An 18,856-nucleotide genomic window follows, 5' to 3' on the forward strand; every position below is an offset into this window, starting at 1 on the left:
ATTCTATTAGGTCCTTCTTTCTATTATCATGAGCGATTAGGGCTATGCGTTTTTGTTTCTTCATCTTTATCTTGGTCATTTCTCTTCTAACCATATAACCAACTCCTTCATTTTGCTACTATTACTTTATACAATTTTCAATCAAATAACAATCCTAATATAGAATTTATTTGAGATTAACCATGGATTTTGGTAAAATTATACTAACTAAGAAAGGAGGAATGGTTGCATGGATTTTAAAATCGGTAAGGGTGGAGAAGTAAAACTAATACCTGTATTTAAAGGCAGTGAAAAAATAGATGATTTTGATGGACTATATCAATTTTTAAAGGAGAAAGAAATATTTTCAGCAAAAGTTGGAGAAGTATATGCTGATATAGGATATAAGGGGGATAAGGTAGTATTAATAGGATTAGGTGAAGAAGAAAAGCTTACTGTAGACTCCATTAGAAAGGCCTATTATCAGGCTGGAAAAGAGCTTATGAAGTTTAAAGTTGAAAGTATCCAAGTTGAAGTACCTGAATTTAAAAACATCTGCTATATTGATGAAATTCAAGGAATGATAGAAGGGTTGTTACAATCTGAATACAGCTTTGAAAAATACCTAAGCCAAAAGAAGATAAAACCCAGCGTAAGAGAAGTTTACTTAAATATAATAGAGGGTAAGAAGGCAGAAGCAATTGATAAAGCCATTGAGGAAGTTAAAAACATCATAGATGGTGTATTCTTAGCAAGGGATTTAGTCAATGAACCTGCTATGACCATGACTCCTAAAATACTAGCAGAAAAGGCTAAGGAAGAATTAGAAGGATTAGGAGTAGATGTTAAAGTTTATGGCCAAGAGGAAATAGAAGAATTGGGTATGGAGGCCTTCCTAGCCGTTTCCAAGGGTTCTGCTCAGGAACCTCAATTGATAGTGATGGAATACAAGGGCAATGAAGAAGCCGAAGAAAAGTTAGCCTTAGTTGGTAAAGGCCTAACCTTTGACTCTGGTGGCTACTGCATAAAACCAGGAGATAGCATGAATACCATGTTCACCGATATGGCAGGGGCTGCGGCAGTAATAGGTGCTATGAAAGCCATTGCCAAATCTAAGCTAGATAAAAATGTGGTAGCGGTAGTAGCTGCTTGTGAAAACCTAATATCTGGCACTGCCTATAAACCTGGAGATATCATCGGCTCCATGTCAGGAAAGACTATAGAGATTTTAAATACCGATGCAGAAGGAAGGCTTACACTGGCCGATGCCTTATGGTATGCTGTAAAAAACCTAAAAGCAAATAAGGTTATAGATGTGGCAACATTAACTGGTGCTTGTGTGGTGGCCTTAGGAAATATAAATACGGGAGCTATTACCAATAATGAAGACTTTATGGAAGAGGTTAAAAAGGCAAGCCAAATAGCAGGAGAGCCAGTTTGGGAGCTTCCAAACAATGAAGAATACAAGGAATTAAATAAAGGGGATTTTGCAGATTTAAAGAATACTGGCGGCAGAGGAGCAGGAACCATAACTGCTGGCCTATTCCTAGGAGAATTTGTTGACAGTACTCCATGGGTTCACTTGGATATTGCCGGAACCTCCTATAGCAGCAAGGCTCGAGGATATCTACCTAAAGGGGCTACAGGAGTGCCAGTAAAGACTCTATATTATCTAGCAAAGAATTTTAAAAATTACTAGTATGATTGTTAACGCTCTTCTCTAGTATAGGAAAGGGCGTTAACAATTCCTATTGAAATCCCATTCGAAATATGCTAGAATATAAATAGCCTTGGGCGATTGGTTCAGGGGTTAGAGCGCCACGTTGACATCGTGGAGATCATTGGTTCAAATCCAATATCGCCCACCACACAAAAGGAACTAAGGATATCCTTAGTTCCTTTTTTATATCAATAAAGCATCGTAAGTATTGGGGTTAATAAGCCTATTATCCCACCTAATAGGCCTCCTAACCAGGTTATGGCTTTTAGCTCCCTGTTAGCAATCTCAAGTATAAGTTCTTCTGTAAAGGCTACATCAAAACCATTTATCTGGTCTTCTACTATCTTGGAAATATTGAAAGCCTTCACCATATTAGGCAATTGATTTTTTATTAAATTTTCTATTATAATCTTCAAAAAATTAACTATACTTAAAATGTCATCTTCATTAATATTAACTATTAAGGATGATATGGGCCTGTTTAAAATGCTTTCAATCGCATTATTTACAATAAAAAGTATATAATTATAAAAGTTATTAGAATCTAAGAACTTCTCTAACTCTCCCCTTATAAAAGCTAATAGACATCTCTTAATATTTTCTTCTTCAGATTTTAGCCTTTCCTCTAGTTTATCTATTATTTTATATTGATTATATTCCTTCAAAATACCTTGGATAATAAATTCAGAAACCAGCAACATATCCTCTTCTTTTAGCTCTTTTGTAAGGCCTCCAAACACATATCTAACTTCCTTTTTAAGAACTTTATCTACGACAAGCAATATAAAGGATATGATATCCTTGTTCCTATCAGGATTATTTATATATTCATCCAATAGGTTTACTATTCTATCCGATATAAGCTCTGGACTAATAAATATGGCAATTAGTTTATTCATGTTATGAGAAAACATTTCAGCAATCCACTTTTTTAATTGGTTCTGTATCTTTGGATTATCCAATACATCCTTCAGTGATGTAATTATAACCTGTTCATTCTGAATGATTGTATCCTTAAGCCTACTGATAATCTCTTCTGGAATAACTTCATATAGGGTTCTTTCATCTTGTGCAAATTGATTAATTTTCTCCATCAATAAAACATTTAATTCCCTTTTAACTTCCTCCGACTTAACCAATAAATTGAACATATTTTTTAGTATTTCTCGCATGATTCCATATATACTACCCTTAGAATCTATAAATATATATTCATCGATCAAATTAATCAGTCCATCTTTAAATTGGTCTTTACAAAATTGTAAAACTATTATATCGGCTAACTTTGTCTTAATACTTCCCTTTAACTTTTCAAATTCACCATAGTTTAAGCTTAAAATTATGCTTTTTAAAGTTCTATCATCAGTCTTAAGCTTCTTCATATAATTTATTATAAGTTTATCTATAGAACCATCATCCTTAAGCAATGAATTTACTACTATCTCTGGCGAAAGCAAATACTCTCCTACCGCCTCCCCTATACTTTTAGCAATCCTATTCTTCTCCTTTGGGATTAGACCTGGAGTAAAAGGGATGGGTATATTAAATATTCTCTTCTCATAATGAGGCCTAAATAGCATCTTTATGGCAATCCAATTGGTAATATATCCTATAACTGCACCTACTATTACTGGTATTATATAATTCACGTCTTCACCTCTTACATTATTTCCATATTCTAATAATATTTTAATTGAATATTTACCCATGTCAACCAATAATATTAAAGACCAACCAAAAAACGAAATGGTTGGCCTTTAATATTATATATCTATTATATCCAATTTCTCCAATTCATATTGTTTAATAATTCTTATTAATTTCAATGCATATTCAGGGTCTGTTGCATATCCAGCCCTCTTTAAAGCCCAGGCACCCTGATAGCTATTGTGCATTACTTGTCTAAAGGGTTCATATCTATCTGAATTTAACAATAGACTCTTGTGATCATTCCAGCTTTCTTCTACACTATTATATGCTCTAAACTCTGCATCCACATAATAAGTTTGACCATTATATACTTCCCAGGTATTATAGATTACCGATCCAGCCGGACCTTTTCCTTTTATTCCAAACAGATTATAGGATACTTTACCACTATACTTATCCACAGGTACGCTTTGTCCCCATCCAGTTTCTAAAATGGATTGGGCTGTCTGTAGTGCTGCAGACATACCAGTCTTCTCCCAGGACTTTTTGGCCAATCCCGATGCTAGGCTCAAAAATTTTTCCTTCTCTATTATAGGTACTGATTTATGGATTTCACCTAGATAGACTCTAAAGGGAATTTCATCACTAATAATTTCCTTACCCTTTAACTTACCAATAGCCACCAACTTCCAATAACCAGTATCTTCTTTCTTAGGCGTATAAGACTGCTCAGACTGAGCATCTACATCGTTTGCAATTACCTTCTGTTTATTCGTATTCTTATTAATTAGTACATAACTTACACTTTCTAAATCCACATTACTTCTAACCCTTAATTTAACTGTATCCCTAATAACCTGATTTGGTCCTATTCCATCTAATAGTATTATAGGTTTTCCTGTGGTTTTAATCCTTATAGGTTCACTTTCATGGACTTGTCCCCTTGTATCCTTGACTCTAACTAATAATTCATTTTCCCCTGATATTTCAGGACCTGGAAACCACCTATAACTACCATAAGGTATGACAGCAAGTACTTCTTCAGCTTTAGATATTGGATCTCTTAATATATATTGGGTCTCACTTGCATCAAAATTTCTAGATGCCAATAGATTTACAGGCTTATCTATAGTTTGTCCTTGAGCTACCCCTGACAAGCTCAATTTAGGCATAACTTCAATCTTTGCAATAATCTCATTGCTCTCATAGGAGTTATTTTCCATGTCATATACTATTGCCTTAAAGGAATAATTGCCATTATCCTTTAAATTAGGTATCCATCTATATTCACCATAAGGGTCAATAGGTGTATCTTCACCAAATATTTTAGTTTCTCCTTTGTCCAAATTGGTAATTTGGTATTTTACTCGAGAAGCTACAAAGCTGGTATCAACCATTAAATTTACTACATCATTTAAAACTTCCCCTTCTTTAACCCCCATTAAAGAAACTTTTGGAGTCACTTCTAAATAAACTTGAACTGCATCACCTGCTATAAACTGTTCCTCTTCATCGTATATAGCTGCTACTAACACCCTTTCTCCTTTATCCTTTAAATTGGGAATCCAACTATAATTACCCTTTAAGTCTTTACCTCTAGCAACTACATATCCTTTTCTTGTTTCAGGATTCAATAAGAGGTATTTGATCTCTTTGCCATCAATTGAGTCCTCTCCAAGGAATTCTACCCCCAATTCTGTCTTTCCCTTTATGGTTTGTCCAGATTCTAAACTGCTAATCTTTATAGGGAAAAAGGACTCTATCTCGGAAACTTTATTGGAATCAATTCGTACTATCCTATTTTCTTCATCCCACTCTATTCCAACACCTAAGGCATTGCTAATTAAACGTAAAGGCACATAGGTACGGTCATCTATGATTTTAGGAGTAGTATCGCTTAAAATATAGTTCTTTTTTTCGTCCTTACTCATAACTAAATAACTATCAATTTTAAGATCTACCACTTGTTGTCCTTTTTGAATGATAACCTTTCGGTCCTCATGAATCCAACTTACCTTTGCTCCTAATTCCTCAGCAACAAACCTTATTGGCACTAAAGTTCTTCCCTTTTCGATTATGGGACTAGCCTTTGAAGTGATATCCTTTCCATCTACCAACAATCTAATAGGTTTTGCTGCTAAAGGATATAAACTAAACCCTAGTGGTAGGATTATTGCTATTATAAGTATTAAGAATATCAATTTTTTTATTCCTTTCATATTCACCTTTTCACTCCTTCCATTTTGTCCGAAACAACTATACTTCTATTATAACTTATATGTCCCATCAACTTAATTAAATCTATATTAAATTCATATTACAAATTTAATCTGAAAAACTGCTATAATAGATCTAATTGATGATATAATATTATGGGACACAATTTAGCACTAATTTAAGGAGGAAGTTTATGAGAAAAAAAGTAATTCTAGGCATGAGCGGTGGGGTTGATTCTTCGGTTTCCGCCCTTCTGTTGAAGGAAGCAGGTTATGATGTAATAGGATTATTTATGAAGAATTGGGATGAAAAAGATGAATTTGGAGTATGTACTGCAACGGAAGATGCTAATGATGCTAGAAGGGTAGCCAACCAATTAGGCATCCCCTTTTATGTTATAAATTTTGAAAAGGAATATTGGGATAGGGTCTTCACCTATTTTTTAGACGAGTATAAAAAAGGAAGAACTCCTAATCCAGATGTAATGTGTAATCAAGAAATTAAATTTAATTCCTTCTTAGATTATGCCTTAAAACTAGATGCCGATTATATTGCTATGGGACACTATGCTCAAGTTGAAAAAAGGGAAGGTAAGTACTATCTCCTTAGGGGAAAAGATAGAAATAAGGACCAAAGTTATTTTCTATCTAGGATTAGTCAGCAGGCCCTTTCTAGAACTTTATTCCCCATAGGACATCTTGAAAAAAAGGAGGTCAGAGAAATAGCTGAAAATAATAATCTGTATACAGCTAAAAAGAAGGATTCAACGGGAATCTGTTTTATAGGTGAAAGGGATTTTGATGAATTCTTAGACAAATATCTATTGACTAAGGAAGGAGATATAGTTGATGTAGATGGAAATGTATTGGGAAAACATAAAGGCCTAATCCATTATACCTTAGGTCAAAGGCGAGGAATAGGAATTGGAGGAATAGGAACGGGTGAGCCTTGGTTTGTTGCAGGTAAAAATCTAAAGAAAAACATACTCTACGTAGCTCAAGGAGAAAATCATCCAGCTCTATATTCCATTTCCTTAATAGGAGAATCCCCTTCCTGGATTTTAGGAGAAGCTCCTATCATGCCTTTAAAATGTACTGCCAAATTCAGATATAGACAGGATGATATTCCTGTAACTGTAGATATGTTAGAAAACGGAAATATCCATATAGGATTCGACATGCCAGTGAAAGCAGTTACTCCAGGCCAAGTGGCCGTTTTGTACCAAGGAGAAATTTGTCTAGGAGGCTCTATTATAAAATCCATAGAACCTTTGGACAAAAAATATGAATATCTAAATAGAAATTAAGAAAATTTTCGATTCTAACTTGACAATTTATTGACTTGATGATACCATATATGAAAACTTAATAAAAATCCTCATCCTCCATGGGTGAGGTAGAGGCGCGGTTACTAAGAGTATCTATACTAAAGCCGGAAGCTGATGATGTATAGAGAAAGGAGTCGCCGCCGAAGTGTCAGATATCCAAAATCTGATGCTGGGACTACATCGAATAGGTGTAGGACTGTCATCATAGTATTAGCCCGGTGCTATGATGTTGTGCTATCTCACTTTGGGCCAGAAGGGAGCGAGAGGAATGTCGTTAGCTTTGCTATTGTCAAGCGTTTGACATTGCCTGTCAAATGCTTTTTTATTTTTTTGATTTAAAATTATGTAGTAGCAAAATTTTAGCATAGGAGGTAATAAGATTGATAAATGAAATTAATGAGCTAAATACTACAGTGAATTCTAGTGATTCAACAAATTCAGGCTTTAGAAAGGAAATTGGACTCTTTGGGGGTATAAGTATTTTAGGCGGAATAATGGTTGGTTCTGGAATTTTCTATCTAGGTTCCTATGTTTTAATGCGATCCGGTATGAGTTTGGGATTGGCTTTAATAAGCTGGATTCTGGGCGGTTTAGTGTCGCTACTAGGCGGTATCTGTTATGCAGAGCTAGGGGCTTCCGATCCTCGTGCTGGTGGAATGACAGTATATTTATCTAAAGCCTATTCACCTATTGTTGGCTTCTTAAGCGGGTTTACAGGTTGGTTAATTGGTGGACCTGGCTCGATTGCTGCTCTAGCATTAGCACTATCAAGCGTTTTATCATTAATTATTCCAATGGGCGAATGGACCATTAAGCTAGTAGCCATCGGGTTGATTATAGGATTAACCATCGTAAATTATATTGGGGTTAAATCTGGATCAAAATTACAAAACATATCCATGGTTGCTAAATTAATCCCTATTGGAATTATAATGGTTTCAGGTCTTATATTCGGCAAAGTAAATCCTGATTTAAGTTTAGTACCTAAGACAACAGATGCAAGTTTTAGCTCCGTAATTGGCATGGTAGCTTTTGCAATAATTGCCAGCTTATGGGCTTATGAAGGGTGGACTAACCTAAATTCAGTAGCTGAAGAAGTAAAGAATCCAAAAAGAAACTTACCACTTGCTATCATAATATCCATAATTTCAGTAACTATATTGTACACCCTATTTAATTACTCCATATATAAGGTCATCCCTTTTAGCGAGATTGAAAGCCATATAGCTAATAATGAATACTATCTGGGAAGTTATGCTGCTGAAAAATTGATGGGGAAAAGTGGTAGCCTTTTGGTAACTATAGGCATGATAGTAGCAATGTTTGGATCTTTAAATGGATGTATATTGGCTTTTCCAAGGGTACACTATGCCATGAGTGTTGAAGGTCATTTCTTCAAAAGCTTTGGTAAATTGCACCCAAAATATAAGGTTCCCCATGTTCCACTAATCGTCCAATGTGTTATTTCAGTAGTATTGGTACTGTTAAGAAATCTTGACCAATTAACTTCCTTAGTAGTATTTTCAGGAATGCTATTTAACACCTTGGGAGTTTTTGCAGTAATAATTTATAGAAGGAAATTCCCCGATTTAAATAGACCCTATAAGGTAATTGGTTACCCAGTTACCATTATATTAACAACTCTAATATTTATGGGTTTGATGATAAATACCTTTATAGAAGACCCACAAACTTCTATAATAGGCCTGTTAATTCCAGCAATAGGTATATTGTTCTACCTATACTTTGATAAACAAAATAAGTAATGATAGATGAAGGAGATGATTTTATTGGCAACAATACTCATTAACGGTAAAATCTATGTTGAAAAAAACAATTTTGTAGAAGCTTTGCTTATTGAAGATGGGATAATTAAACAGATTGGTTCCAATGAAGAAGTTTTGAAAAATAATGCAAATGAAATAATTGACCTAGGAGGAAAAACCGTATTACCAGGCTTTAACGATAGTCACCTGCATCTAATTTACATAGGTGCAGTCATGTCCTGCTGTAATTTAAATAGTGCAAAATCTATAGATGAAATTATCCAAATCGGAAAGGAATTTTTGGAAAAAAACGAGGGTATCACAGCCTTATACGGTCGAGGCTGGAACCAGGATTACTTTATAAGCGGTGAAAAAAGGCTTTTAAACCGTCATGACCTAGATAAAATATCCTCTGAAATCCCAATAATATTCGATAGGGTATGCGGACACGTTGCAGTCGGTAATACTAGGGCTATAGAGTCGTTGGGAATCGATGGAAATACTGTAGTAGATGGAGGAACTATCGAACTAGATGAACAAGGCAACCCCAACGGAATTTTTAATGAAAATGCAGTTAGCCTAATTAAATCAGCAATTCCTGAAAAAAGCAATGAGGATATAGAAGGAGAATTTTTAAAAGCAGCTAATTATGCCCTAAGCTTGGGAATAACCTCCGTCCAATCCTGCGATGTTTCCAATAAAGAATTTAAAAATATGTTTAAAATTATTCATAATATATACGATAATAGGAAAACTAAATTAAGGTATGGGGCTCAATTTAATTTCCAAGATATAGAAGACTTTAGAGAATATCTGGAAACTGAATTTAAAGAAGGCCAATATGATGAAAAATTCCTCTCTAAGGGAGCTCTAAAACTATTTAAAGATGGATCCTTAGGGGCTAGAACTGCTCTAATGTTAAAGGATTATGAAGATGCTGCTGGCATAAGAGGAGTTGAAGCATTAACTGATGAGCAATTGGAAAGCTTATGTAACTTGGCAACAGAACATGGAATTAGAGTTGTAACCCATGCCATTGGAGATGGGGCTGTAGAAAGTGTTATCAAGGCCTACGAAAAGACTATGACTGATGGTGAAAATCCTCTCCGTCATGGAATAGTCCACTGTCAAATTACCAGCAGAGAACAATTGGAAAGGATTGCTAGATTAAACATACCTGTAATGTATCAACCTATATTCTTAGACTACGACCTAAAAATAGTAGAATTCCGCGTTGGTAAAGAACTGGCAAGTACATCCTACGCTTTCAATACACTATATAAACTAGGAGCCCCCATAAGCTTTGGTACCGATGCACCAGTAGAAGATTGTAATCCCTTCCCAAATATCTACTGTGCCCTAACTAGAAAGGGATTAGATGGCAAACCTGAAGGTGGTTTCTATCCACAGGAAAGAATGGAATTAGAAGATATAATTGATGCTTATACAATTGGCAGTGCCTATAATGAATTTAAGGAAAATTTTAAAGGAAGATTAAAGCCTGGCTATGTAGCAGATTTAATCGTATTAGATAGAGATATATTCACAATAGATGAATCTGAGATTAAGGATATTAAAGTAGAAAAGACTATGGTAGATGGAGAATTTGTTTACGAAGTATAAAGTGAATAATATAAGCATGGAAGGTTGTATCAATTCCCTTCCATGCTTATATTAAAATATTTTATATATCATGTAAATACAAATTGTGTTCTTCCTATGAAGTTTGAAAATATTTTTCCTCTATATCTTCCAGGTGATTGAATATATGGACTAGATCTTTACCAAAATTCAACAAAGAATAATAGGTGTTGGTCCCATTTGTCCTCTTTTCAATAACCTTTTTTTCGATAAGGATTGATAATTTTCTGTTTAACTCTGTATGGCTTATATAAGGAATACTCGTTAATATTTCACTATAGCGTTGGTTTCCTAATTGGATGGACTTTAATATTTCAGGAACCCATCTAAGCTTTATTAGATCTTGAACAATCTGAAATCCGTTAATAACTTTGTTTTCCATAGTATCACCTCTACTAACAAATTTGTGCCTTTTTGTTTCTTATATTGTACCATATAATAATATATAGAAAAAGAATGTTTGAATAATAGATAGAAAAAAGAATACTTGGGTATATAAGTAATGTGTATACTATTAGCTAAATAATAAGGAGGTATAAAATGAAACATATTAACTTGTTACAAAAATATTTATCTAACTTAGCTGTATTAAATGTTAAGCTACACAATATCCACTGGAATGTGGTAGGCACACAATTTTTAAATGTTCATAATTTTACAGAGGAAATCTACGATGACTTATTTGAAAAGTTCGACGAAGTAGCTGAATTATTAAAAACTAAAAATGTAATGCCTCTATCTACTATGGCAGAATATCTAGAAAACGCAACTATCGAAGAAGTAAAGGCTAAAGAATTTACAATAAAAGAGTCCTATGAAATCATTAAAAAGGATTTAGAAATTATGAAAAACTTAGCAACTGAAATTAGAAATACTGCTGATGAAGAAGGCGATTTTGAAACAGTTGCCATGTTTGAAGATTTCGTTTCTGAATTGAGTAAGAATATTTGGTTTGTTGATGCTATGCTTAAATAATAAGCAAATAATAATTTTGAAGCATCCCTATATACCTAGGGATGCTTCTTTTTTTGTATTTTTATTTTTGTATTTATGTTCTCAAAAATTCTACCTCCAATTGTAACATAACTTTTTGTACATGCATACTATGTACTACCAAAGAGGAAGGGAGGTTAAGAAATGGCAGATAGAATACTGGCATCAGTAGTAAATCAAAAATCTGTAACTCAAATACAACTACAAGTTCTAACAATAATTGCTGCTCAAATAGCAAGCGTAATTGAAGCTCAAATAGGCGCTGCACTACAATTTGATGATGATTTAATAGACGTTTAATATAAATTAAACTGCTTCTAAGAATAAGTCCTATAAATAATAGAAAGGGGCGAGAAAATGAAGATAGGATTTTCAAAAGATGGCTTAACATTTAACTCAAAGAAATTTAACCCTTTAAATATTCCTATAAAAGGAATTACCTTAGAATCCGATATACCAGTAGAACAACCTGATCCAGCTGAAATATTATCTGCATTTCAACAACCTGATATTAGGAATGTTAACAGGATGCAGGGAATAGATTTGTTAAAATCAATGATAGAAAAAGCTAGATAGCCTAGATTTAAATAGAGGACTGCCTTAAAAAAACATTAAGGCAGTTCCTTTAATTTATAAATTGTAACTGTTTCATGATTATTTCATAAAATATAATATAAAACTAAAATGGAGGTAAGTTGCATGTCGAAAAAAATTCAAAAATCATTACCTGAAGAAAAGCAAAGTACCTATATGGGCGCTAAAATTGCAAATCAAATAAATACCAATCAGCAATCTAATATGCTCCTTTCCGCTTATAGTGTAGTAACTCAAAATTCTACAACGGTTAATATAAATTTAGAATAAGGGGAGGTTAAATCTTTGGAGACCATGGACAAAAGGAATAATCAGTGGATTATAATAAAGTTTAAGAAAAAATCGGATAGACTTCCTAATGAGTTAAGAATTGATATGGATGGTAGCGTATATGTAGATGGCGAGTTGTATGATGAAAAAAATTCTAAATATAGTAACCTAAACGTGGATGTAGAACATCACAATAGGCTAAGCTCTGGAGAAGAAACTCAAAAAATAATTGAACAAAGTAAAAAAGCTAAGAAAGGTGAAATCATCACTATTAAAGAAGAGGAAGGCCCTGACAAAAAGGAGATTACCACTGTTAAATTCTAGTAAGGGAGGTAATGATTTGGATAATCAAGAAGATAAGGATATATTAAGAGATAAAATCAACACGATGCCAAATTATAAAAAAATAACAACCGATAATATGGAAATAACCCTTTTCATTAAAAAGCAAAAAAACCCTGCAGAACTTCTAGAAAAATTATATATTTTGCGAAATAATGACAAATTAAGTAACCAAGAAAAAAATGAGATAGCAAAAAAGATAATGATGGATTTTATGAGGTGATTCATATTGGAAAAAGTCAAACATTCGCTACTACTTAACATATCAAATCAAGCTAATACTATCCGTTGTAGAAAAACTAATCTGTCTCAGTTTAATTTCATCGTCATTCTAGGTCTTGAATACTTGAAATCATTAGATAAATCTAAAGGCATACCAATTTCTATTAATATAGATGAAGAAGGGGATTTATCCATCAATGGAATTCCAGGAGAAGTGATTGACGATAGAAACATCTATATCTACACGGATAAAAAAATTACTGAAAGCGATTAATTAGTATTTGAATGAATTTCATATGGGGGGATTTTAGTGGTAGATATCGATAAATCGGAAGAATTCTTTGCAGAAACAGTCGACGATAGTGATAATAAAATATATAATTTTATGATAAATGCATCAAACCAAGCTAATTTAACAAGCAATAACAATATTTCTCCAACACAACTAAGTTCCATTTTTATTGTTATTAGTCCATATTATATAGAAAAGCTCAATATAGAAGGGTTAGATTTAGATATAAAAGTAAGTGAAAATAATACGGTTACAATTAATAATATAGACTATGAAATGGTAGAAATTAACCCAGGAGTTAAAATATTTGGATTATGTAAGCATAATAAGGAGTGAAAATGATGAATTCAAAAAATAATAAGGATATTAAATCTATAAAAAGAAAACTAGATAGGCTACTTACAGATGAAGAAAAAGTCCTATATAAAAAGGTGTTAGAAGATATAGCAAAAAATGAGGACTTTTATAACACAAGTTCTCCTGAAGAAATTACCGCCCATTTAGTTAATAATTGTGGTTTTGATAAGATCAGCATTTATAAATTATTCAAAAAAATAACCCTTATAAGTGAGGAGTGAATCTGAATGTCCAATGATGAATACAGTAATGAATATCCAATAATAATGAGCAATGAAATTCCCTTATTTAATAGTCAAAAAGAAAAAGCAAATAAGGAATTGTCCAAGAAAAATAAAGAACATATTGAAAAAGAAAAACCTGAAGTTGAAAAAAAGCAGGAAGAAAATAATAAAGAAACTAAAAATGCTGGTCTAGATATGGCTATCAAAATTGTAGATGAATTCACCAAAATATATATGAATTATTTTGAAAATAAAAGGGACTAAGAATAATATATTAGGCCCTTTTATGGTTTCCAGCAGTTAAATAATTCTAGGTCTCTCATCTAATACATCTTCAGGAAGTAGGTCCAATGCTCTTTCCAATATTTCCTTAGCACCATATCCTGCTTCCCATGGAGGAGATATAAGTTGCCTCCATATTCTACTTCCTCTTTTATTATGAAAGAGACCTATAGTATTTTTTATAGCATGGTAACCTCTTTTATCATCCTCCCCGAGTTTTTTAACATAATTTATTAATTCCTCTATGATTTCTCGCCTAGAAACATTATTGACTTTGCCATTATCATAAAATCGGTCTACTTCAGATAATAAAAATGGATTTTCATAAGCCACCCTACCTAGCATTACTCCATCTACATGGCGTAAATGATCCTTTATAGAATTTATAGTTTTTATGCCCCCATTTATTTCGATAAATAGATGGGGGAAATTCTTCTTTATTCTATATACCTCATCATATCTAAGAGGAGGAACTTCTCTATTTTCTTTAGGGCTTAACCCTTCTAATATAGCAATACGAGCGTGAATTATAAAATGATTTACTCCCGTTTCAGCTATTATTTTCACGAACCTTTCTAAATCTTCATATTTATCCAATACGACCTTTGGTAAGTCCTTAGGTAATACGTTGGTTCCATCAATTCCAATCCTATGCTTTACAGTAATTGGCTTATTAGTTTCTCTTTTCATAGCATAGATTATTTCAGCAACTAACTCTGGATACGCCATTAAAGTTGCTCCCATCTGATTTCCCGAAACTCTATCCGAAGGACAACCTAGGTTTACATTAATTTCATCATAATCCCAATCCTCTGCAATTTTAACTGCTTCAGCCATCTCTTTCTTATCATATCCTGCAATTTGCAAAGCTATAGGTTTTTCCACTGGATCAAAATCTAAAATTTTATTCCTATCTCCATATATGATAGCGCTACTTGTAATCATCTCTGTATATAAAATAGCTTTCTTAGTTAGTAGTCTACAAAAATATCTAAAATGTCTATCCGTAATATCTACCATAGGTGCAATACTTATTCTAGCCATCCTATTACCTCCTATTAAGCTTAATTATAATATACGATATATTATTCCTCAAAACTATACATAATCATAAAAAATTCTCCTTTCCAGTTTTAATCATATTTTGATTACAGCTAGAAAAGAGAATTAGTTTTTCAATATAAGATATTTATATATCTTAAATAAATTCAATATTCATAGTAATTATGATTATAAAAAAAACTAATTTTATGTAGTTAAGACCATATGATTCTCATCAATTTGGGATATTCCTCTTCAATAATATTCAACATGCCCAATATTATGTCCATTATTACTTCACTTCTGAAATTATTATCAACTAGTGTAAAAGCTTGAGCCATAATAGAATCATTTTGGAATACAAATTTTAAATATGTATACTTCATATTTAACTCATTTATAGCCTCATATACATAATCCCTTTTTACAGGATTAATTCCATTTATAAAATCTCCCCCGTAAACGCTAACCAATGAGTCAGTTTTGTTGAAAACAACTAAAATTCTAATATTTCCTCCTGTTTTTAAAGTTTCCCTAATTACTACAGTTGTAGATCCATCGTTTTCCTCATTAAATTGCAAATTGATATTTTGGCTTTGTAAATAACTTCTAAATTGCTGCGCATTACTAGTTAACATCTGAATGACCTCCATTTATGAAATATAATTTAATTATATCATTCCTAATGGAATCGTACAACTCCCTTATTTTCTAACTTGGAGACTTTGATAACAAAAGTATCCTAAATGATTGTGAATTTAAATAAAAAAAGAGGATGTTTTATCCTCTTTTTATGGCTTTATCCATACTTTATTACTCTAAACGTCATTTAGCTTTTTAATAATTGCTTTCAAAAATGAAGGCAGGTCCTTTGGTGTTCTAGAAGTAATTAAGTTGCCATCAATTACTACTTCTTCATCTAAGTACTCAGCCCCTGCATTAATCAAGTCATCCTTTATTGAAAAGAAGGATGTTACCTTTTTACCTTTAAGATCGCATGCTGATGCCATCATCCAAGGTCCATGACAAATTGCAGCAACTAACTTATTAGCCTTATACATTTCCCTAACAAATTCTACAGTTTCAGGACATCTTCTCATATTGTCTGGTGAAAAGCCTCCTGGTATAATGACTGCATCATAATCCCTAGCTAAAACTTCCTTAGATGAATGGGTGCTCTTTTCTTTTAGTCCAGATTTAGATACATAGACTGTATCCTTATCAGTACCTACTAAGTCTACTTTATAACCCTCTTCTAACAACCTAAAATATGGATATATGAGTTCCCTTTCATCAAATAGGTCTTCTATTAGAATAGCTACTCTTTTCATAACTATCCCCTTTCTTAAAAAATTTCTCACACTATACTTACCCTAAAAAATTTAATATAACAATTAATAACCTTATCTCTTTCTTAATACTTCGAATTTCCTTTTACCAATTTTTTGTCTCTCTAGCTTGATAAATTTATCATTTTTTACCTTCTGCTTTTTATTCATGGAGAGGCCTATTATTGTATCCGAAGTACAAGCTCCATAAAGAACATCCAATAATCTATTTACAAGGCCTTCTCCGCTACCCTTCCAGTCCACCAATTGGTCATAAGGAACATCTGTTATTATAATATCTGGTTTAATTTCAAGTTTAATCTCCTTTAATGCATCAGCTTGAAAAACTTCATATTGAATAGGGGTTTTAATCATACTTCTTAAAATAATTGCACTTTCCTTTGCCATTGCATGGGATTCTTTATTATAATTTACAATCATATTATCTATCTCTTTTATCCTGTTGTCCATCCCTTCTTCGCTCAATAAGGATAAGTTCTTCTTCGCAACTTCAAGTAGTTCTAAATCTATATCGCTTCCAATTATTCTACTTATGGTATTTTGATTTAAAAAACCCAGTACAGTAACTAGATATCCTCCTCCACAACAACAATCATATAAACAAATATTATTCTTTTTACGAGAGTATTCTATACATCTTCCATATATCTCCTGAGCTAACCTTACTGGAAAGTTAGTCATACCGCTTATATGATATAGAACACGCCCACTTGAAAAATCCTCGTAATTAATATTTTTTCCATATCTATATTCCATAAAACAACCTCTCTATGTAATACCAAGTTATTCATCTTAAGCATATTTATTTTAATAAATCTAAGGCCATGATATCAAATTCTTGATGTGGATTCAATAAAACCCTTAAAGCATCCAAACAAGATACTTTTAAGGGTTTTAAAGTCCAATTCAATTCTTAAGTATTTACTGACTTCTACTGAGTATAGATATTCTCACATTTAGTTTCTTTAGATAATAATGCAAATATTAGAGCTACAAAAGAAGATATTGCAGGAACTATAAAAGCATTTGTATAAGCCATATCCATAGGTAACCCCTTAGAAAGATTGATGTCTATGAGCTTTCCACAGATTACCTGAAGAAGGGCTGCAAAAAAGAATCCACTAACATTTACTATCGATATTGACATTCCCGCAAGTTTTGGGTCACTCACTTCTTTCCCTAATGACCAACATAATACTCCAATAGAGGATGAAATGCCAATTAAAACTACAAATACAAACATAAACCACAGGGGTGGTTTCAAAAATACCAATATTCCCCACCCTATTACTGCTGCCACAGCAAGCACTAATAAAGGCCCTTTTCTTCCTCTTAAAGTATCTGAAATCTTCCCTATGAATAAATTTGCTATACTGGAAACAACTAAAAGCATGGAAACCATATTAGCTGCTAAAATTTTGTTCACCTCATAGACAATTGCAATATATGAAACCCCAAAGGTTCCTGCAAAGAGCATAAATCCTCCATTTATACCACCAAAGGTAATAGAAGGCGCCCAAATTCTAGGATTCTTTATTATAGCAAATAATTGAGATAGAATGTTTTCTTCTCTTTTACTTGCTTGGATCTGTTGTGGGTTAATTTCAGGTAAGCCCATTTCAGTAGGAGTATTTTTAACGAATATTAAAGTTAAAATAGCAAATACAAAAGTTATAATTCCTATGAGACGAAAGGAATTTCTCCATCCCATTAGACCTACTACCATCAAAAGAGGTCCTTGAGCAAGAACTCCTCCTAACCCGCCTATAAAACTGGTAAGGCCACTCATTGTAGCAAATTTTTCTGCAAGAAACCAGTTTGATTGAATCTTTAGTACACATAAAAATATTACCGATACCCCAAGCCCAACTAATAACCTACCTACGTATGCCATTGGTACATTAATGGCAAAGGAAAATATCCCTGAACCAATGGCAGCAACTATACAACCTATTATAGCTGTCTTCTTAGGCCCTAAATAGTCTGCCAAAATGCCAGATGGAATTTGCATTATTGTATAGGCATAAAAATACATAGAACCTAAATTTGCAATTTGTGTAGCGCTCATTCCAAAGGTACTGACAAGGTCCTCTGCAATTACCCCAACTGATAATCTATGAAAAAATACAATCAAATAAATAGATACTAATATCCCCCAAACCACCCATCTATAGGGGCTTAGCTTTTGTTCATTCGGTGGCAAAGTCATCAACTTATTCCTCCTAAATAATACTTTTAAAAATTATATTTATATTTTTACCCAATACATTTTGTCCCTATAAAAAAAGATAAAATTATTATTTCATTGAAATCAGTACTTACTTCTAAATTAGTATTATTTTTTTCGATACTTCAAACTTTATTCATAACCAGTCACTATCCAAATAAATACCAAAAATATATAAAATTATTCATATTATAATAAAATTTTTTCTTATTCTATCCATTTATATAAGGATAAGATGACAAAATATTAACCTTTTTCATTAGAAGAAAATATTCATGAAATTAATTAATAGTTAAGTTTTAATCTATAGATAAAATTAGTTTCTCATTAATTGGAACATATGGTATAAAGTACTTGATGTAT

General features: G+C 32.7%; 22 protein-coding genes, 1 tRNA gene and 1 riboswitch. Of the genes, 15 read left to right on the forward strand and 8 right to left on the reverse strand.

The genetic code is table 11. From position 1 onward, the window contains the following. The first annotated feature begins 229 nt into the window (after positions 1 to 229). Both BLV68_RS08840 and BLV68_RS08845 read left to right on the forward strand, forming a co-directional pair. On the forward strand, positions 230 to 1,678 hold the full coding sequence (locus BLV68_RS08840) for a leucyl aminopeptidase (RefSeq protein ID WP_093752957.1): 1,449 nt from the start codon (positions 230 to 232) through the stop codon (positions 1,676 to 1,678). 93 nt (positions 1,679 to 1,771) lie between these two features. Next, positions 1,772 to 1,847 (forward strand) — tRNA-Val (locus BLV68_RS08845). Between the two features lie 40 nt (positions 1,848 to 1,887). Here BLV68_RS08845 and BLV68_RS08850 read toward each other — a convergent pair. Continuing rightward, positions 1,888 to 3,348 carry a DUF445 family protein gene (locus BLV68_RS08850; protein ID WP_159428658.1) on the reverse strand — a complete coding sequence of 487 codons (1,461 nt, stop codon included), beginning with the start codon at positions 3,346 to 3,348 and terminating at the stop codon, positions 1,888 to 1,890. 114 nt (positions 3,349 to 3,462) lie between these two features. Beyond that, on the reverse strand, positions 3,463 to 5,568 hold the full coding sequence (locus BLV68_RS08855; RefSeq protein ID WP_143035262.1) for a stalk domain-containing protein: 2,106 nt from the start codon (positions 5,566 to 5,568) through the stop codon (positions 3,463 to 3,465). A 191-nt stretch (positions 5,569 to 5,759) separates the two neighbouring features. Here BLV68_RS08855 and mnmA point away from each other — a divergent pair, with 191 nt between their 5' ends. The 3 genes from mnmA to BLV68_RS08870 all read left to right on the forward strand — a co-directional run bounded on the left by mnmA (position 5,760) and on the right by BLV68_RS08870 (position 10,282). Beyond that, a complete protein-coding gene (gene mnmA, locus BLV68_RS08860) occupies positions 5,760 to 6,872 on the forward strand; it encodes a tRNA 2-thiouridine(34) synthase MnmA (protein ID WP_093752963.1) in 1,113 nt (370 codons plus the stop codon). A gap of 82 nt (positions 6,873 to 6,954) precedes the next feature. Then, positions 6,955 to 7,138, forward strand: a riboswitch (Lysine riboswitch). 135 nt (positions 7,139 to 7,273) lie between these two features. After that, positions 7,274 to 8,659 (forward strand): APC family permease, encoded by a 1,386-nt coding sequence (locus BLV68_RS08865; RefSeq protein WP_093752965.1) that lies wholly within the window; start codon positions 7,274 to 7,276, stop codon positions 8,657 to 8,659. 15 nt (positions 8,660 to 8,674) lie between these two features. Beyond that, on the forward strand, positions 8,675 to 10,282 hold the full coding sequence (locus BLV68_RS08870) for an amidohydrolase (protein ID WP_200773731.1): 1,608 nt from the start codon (positions 8,675 to 8,677) through the stop codon (positions 10,280 to 10,282). 94 nt (positions 10,283 to 10,376) lie between these two features. On the opposite strand, the gene BLV68_RS08875 is transcribed toward BLV68_RS08870, so the two are convergent. Beyond that, a complete protein-coding gene (locus BLV68_RS08875) occupies positions 10,377 to 10,682 on the reverse strand; it encodes a winged helix-turn-helix transcriptional regulator (protein ID WP_093752969.1) in 306 nt (101 codons plus the stop codon). Positions 10,683 to 10,840: 158 nt separating this feature from the next. On the opposite strand from BLV68_RS08875, the gene BLV68_RS08880 reads away from it, so the two are divergent. The 10 genes from BLV68_RS08880 (at position 10,841) to BLV68_RS08915 (ending at position 13,858) form a co-directional block, all read left to right on the forward strand. After that, complete coding sequence (locus tag BLV68_RS08880) at positions 10,841 to 11,275, forward strand: Dps family protein (RefSeq protein WP_093752971.1); 435 nt, start codon at positions 10,841 to 10,843, stop codon at positions 11,273 to 11,275. 162 nt (positions 11,276 to 11,437) lie between these two features. After that, on the forward strand, positions 11,438 to 11,593 hold the full coding sequence (locus BLV68_RS15755) for a hypothetical protein (RefSeq protein ID WP_200773712.1): 156 nt from the start codon (positions 11,438 to 11,440) through the stop codon (positions 11,591 to 11,593). A gap of 57 nt (positions 11,594 to 11,650) precedes the next feature. Further along, positions 11,651 to 11,869 (forward strand): hypothetical protein, encoded by a 219-nt coding sequence (locus BLV68_RS08885; protein WP_093752973.1) that lies wholly within the window; start codon positions 11,651 to 11,653, stop codon positions 11,867 to 11,869. Between the two features lie 123 nt (positions 11,870 to 11,992). Next, complete coding sequence (locus BLV68_RS15465; RefSeq protein WP_159428659.1) at positions 11,993 to 12,157, forward strand: hypothetical protein; 165 nt, start codon at positions 11,993 to 11,995, stop codon at positions 12,155 to 12,157. 15 nt (positions 12,158 to 12,172) lie between these two features. Further along, complete coding sequence (locus tag BLV68_RS08890; protein WP_456154808.1) at positions 12,173 to 12,481, forward strand: hypothetical protein; 309 nt, start codon at positions 12,173 to 12,175, stop codon at positions 12,479 to 12,481. 16 nt (positions 12,482 to 12,497) lie between these two features. Continuing rightward, positions 12,498 to 12,722, forward strand: coding sequence for a hypothetical protein (locus tag BLV68_RS08895; protein WP_093752975.1), 225 nt, complete (start codon positions 12,498 to 12,500; stop codon positions 12,720 to 12,722). Positions 12,723 to 12,728: 6 nt separating this feature from the next. After that, entirely contained in the window at positions 12,729 to 12,995 is a 267-nt protein-coding gene (locus tag BLV68_RS08900; RefSeq protein WP_093752977.1) for a hypothetical protein, read from the forward strand. A gap of 36 nt (positions 12,996 to 13,031) precedes the next feature. Then, positions 13,032 to 13,349, forward strand: coding sequence for a hypothetical protein (locus BLV68_RS08905; protein WP_093752979.1), 318 nt, complete (start codon positions 13,032 to 13,034; stop codon positions 13,347 to 13,349). A gap of 5 nt (positions 13,350 to 13,354) precedes the next feature. Continuing rightward, the gene (locus BLV68_RS08910) at positions 13,355 to 13,591 is read left to right on the forward strand and encodes a hypothetical protein (protein ID WP_093752981.1); all 237 of its coding nucleotides are present in this window, start codon (positions 13,355 to 13,357) and stop codon (positions 13,589 to 13,591) included. A 6-nt stretch (positions 13,592 to 13,597) separates the two neighbouring features. After that, positions 13,598 to 13,858 carry a hypothetical protein gene (locus BLV68_RS08915; RefSeq protein ID WP_093752983.1) on the forward strand — a complete coding sequence of 87 codons (261 nt, stop codon included), beginning with the start codon at positions 13,598 to 13,600 and terminating at the stop codon, positions 13,856 to 13,858. A 36-nt stretch (positions 13,859 to 13,894) separates the two neighbouring features. Here the strand turns inward: BLV68_RS08915 and dusA are convergent, their stop codons facing one another. From dusA to BLV68_RS08940, 5 genes are all read right to left on the reverse strand, one after another. Beyond that, entirely contained in the window at positions 13,895 to 14,920 is a 1,026-nt protein-coding gene (gene dusA / locus BLV68_RS08920) for a tRNA dihydrouridine(20/20a) synthase DusA (protein ID WP_093752985.1), read from the reverse strand. Between the two features lie 212 nt (positions 14,921 to 15,132). Beyond that, a complete protein-coding gene (locus BLV68_RS08925) occupies positions 15,133 to 15,555 on the reverse strand; it encodes a YbjN domain-containing protein (protein ID WP_093752987.1) in 423 nt (140 codons plus the stop codon). 180 nt (positions 15,556 to 15,735) lie between these two features. Continuing rightward, complete coding sequence (locus tag BLV68_RS08930; RefSeq protein ID WP_093752989.1) at positions 15,736 to 16,248, reverse strand: type 1 glutamine amidotransferase domain-containing protein; 513 nt, start codon at positions 16,246 to 16,248, stop codon at positions 15,736 to 15,738. Positions 16,249 to 16,320: 72 nt separating this feature from the next. After that, positions 16,321 to 17,022 carry a hypothetical protein gene (locus BLV68_RS08935; protein ID WP_093752991.1) on the reverse strand — a complete coding sequence of 234 codons (702 nt, stop codon included), beginning with the start codon at positions 17,020 to 17,022 and terminating at the stop codon, positions 16,321 to 16,323. Between the two features lie 175 nt (positions 17,023 to 17,197). After that, positions 17,198 to 18,475: an MFS transporter gene (locus BLV68_RS08940; RefSeq protein ID WP_093752993.1), complete on the reverse strand. Its 1,278-nt coding sequence runs from the start codon at positions 18,473 to 18,475 to the stop codon at positions 17,198 to 17,200. Positions 18,476 to 18,856: the final 381 nt, after the last annotated feature.

It is taken from the genome of Tepidimicrobium xylanilyticum (assembly GCF_900106765.1).
GTDB classification, from domain to species: Bacteria; Bacillota; Clostridia; order Tissierellales; family Tepidimicrobiaceae; genus Tepidimicrobium; species Tepidimicrobium xylanilyticum.